The organism is Streptomyces sp. MK37H (assembly GCF_018035285.1).
In the GTDB taxonomy this organism is placed as follows: Bacteria; Actinomycetota; Actinomycetes; order Streptomycetales; family Streptomycetaceae; genus Streptomyces; species Streptomyces endocoffeicus.
On sequence record NZ_JAAAYH010000775.1, the window covers coordinates 1 to 1,953 of the forward strand.

The window sequence follows — 1,953 nt, forward strand, 5'->3', positions numbered from 1 at the left end:
AGGGGGAGCGGATTCCGCTGCGAGGGGTCCGGGGCGCCGTGGCCGACAAGCTCGCGCGCAGCCGGCGCGAGATCCCCGACGCGACCTGCTGGGTGGACGCCGACGCGACCGAACTGCTCGCCGCCCGTACGGCGATGAACGCCGGGGGCGGGCCCAAGGTCTCCGTGCTCGCCCTCCTGGCCCGTATCTGCACGGCGGCCCTCGCGCGCTTCCCCGAGCTCAACGCCACGGTGGACATGGCCGGCCGGGAGATCATCCGGCTCCCCGACGTCCATCTCGGCTTCGCGGCGCAGACGGACCGGGGTCTGGTGGTCCCGGTGGTGCGCGACGCCCACACACGGACCATAGAGGGGCTCTCCGAGGAGATCGCCCGGCTGACCGAGGCCGCGCGGACCGGGACCCTCGCCCCCGCGCAGCTCACCGGCGGCACCTTCACCCTGAACAACTACGGGGTGTTCGGGGTCGACGGCTCGACGCCGATCATCAACCACCCCGAGGCGGCGATGCTCGGGGTCGGGCGGATCTCCCCGAAGCCCTGGGTGCACCAGGGTGAGCTGGCGGTGCGCCAGGTGGTGCAGCTGTCGTTCACCTTCGACCACCGGGTGTGCGACGGGGGCACCGCCGGTGGATTCCTGCGGTTCGTGGCCGACTGCGTGGAGCAGCCCATGGTGTTGTTGCGGCGGCTGTAGCGGATGCCCGGCGGCGCCATACTCATGGGGTGACTCCAGGTGCGTATGACGCAGTGATCCTGGCCGGGGGCGCCGCTCGGCGGCTCGGTGGGGTGGACAAGCCCGCGCTGCGGGTGGGCGGGCGAGCCCTCCTCGACCGGGTGCTGGACGCATGCCGCGGCGCCGGGCGGACCGTCGTCGTCGGCCCGCGCAGGCCCACGGCGCGGCCGGTGCGGTGGGCCCGGGAGGAGCCCCCCGGCGGCGGTCCGGTCGCGGCCGTCGACGCGGGCATCCGGCAGACCACGGCTCCGGTCGTCCTCGTCCTCTCCGCCGATCTGCCCTTCCTCACCCACGAGACCGTCGAGACCCTCCTCACCGGTCTCCAGGGCGCCGAAGGGGCCGTGCTCATCGACCCCGACGGCCGTGCGCAGCCCCTTGTCGCCGCCTACCGCGCCGAGCCGCTGCGCCGGGAGATCGCCCTCCTCGCCACCGAACACGGCGGCCTCGGCGGGCTGCCCCTCCGTCTCCTCGTCTCCGAGCTGGCCCTGGCCCGCCTCCAGCACCCCACCGCGTCGTTCGACTGCGACACCTGGGAAGACATCACCACGGCTCGAGCGCGCATCAGGGAGCATGGACACGTGTTGGACGAATGGATTGCCGCAGTCAAGGCCGAGCTCGGGATCGACCTGGATGTCGACACCGCGGCCATACTCGATCTGGCCCGTGACGCCGCACATGGCGTCGCCCGGCCCGCCGCCCCCCTGACCACCTTTCTCGTCGGCTACGCCGCGGCCCAGAAGGGCGGTGGCCCCGAGGCGCTGGCCGCCGCCACCGAGAAGGCCGCGGCGCTGGCGGCGCGTTGGGCCGAGGAGCAGTGACACCTCGCCACCCCCGGGACGGGGACCCGCTCGACCGCGAGGTCGACGAGGCGCTGGCGCTGGCCAATGAATCGCCGCCGCAGGGCCCGGAGCCGCCTGGAACGGAATCGGAGGAGGACTGGGCCGACGCCGCCCTCAGCCTGGCCAATGGCTGCCCGGCCCAATCCACCCGGGAGCGAAGCCCCGGCGAGACCGACGGCACCCGCGAGCCCGGCGACACCGACGGCCCCGGCCATACGGGCGACATCGACGGTATCGCCGGCACCGGCGACCCGACCCGAACCGACTGGGTCGAGACCGCGCTCGACCTGGCGCGGGAAACAGCGGAAGAGCCCGCGGCGGTCCCGGATGCCCAGGGTCGGGTACGCCGAAGGCCAGAGGTGTATTCGAGGAGCCGATCTTCGGGT

The 1,953-nt window shown here is 73.7% G+C and carries 2 protein-coding genes and 1 pseudogene; all 3 read left to right on the forward strand.

All coding sequences use genetic code 11. The features are described from left to right. Positions 1-689, forward strand: a 689-nt coding sequence (locus GWI24_RS43780) for a dihydrolipoamide acetyltransferase family protein (RefSeq protein ID WP_210951576.1), incomplete at its 5' end; no start/stop codon positions are given. Between the two features lie 29 nt (positions 690-718). Beyond that, positions 719-1,546 carry an NTP transferase domain-containing protein gene (locus GWI24_RS43785; RefSeq protein ID WP_308344288.1) on the forward strand — a complete coding sequence of 276 codons (828 nt, stop codon included), beginning with the start codon at positions 719-721 and terminating at the stop codon, positions 1,544-1,546. Next, positions 1,543-1,953: pseudogene (locus GWI24_RS43790) on the forward strand (hypothetical protein); the annotation flags it as partial. The gene GWI24_RS43785 and the pseudogene GWI24_RS43790, both read left to right, overlap by 4 nt.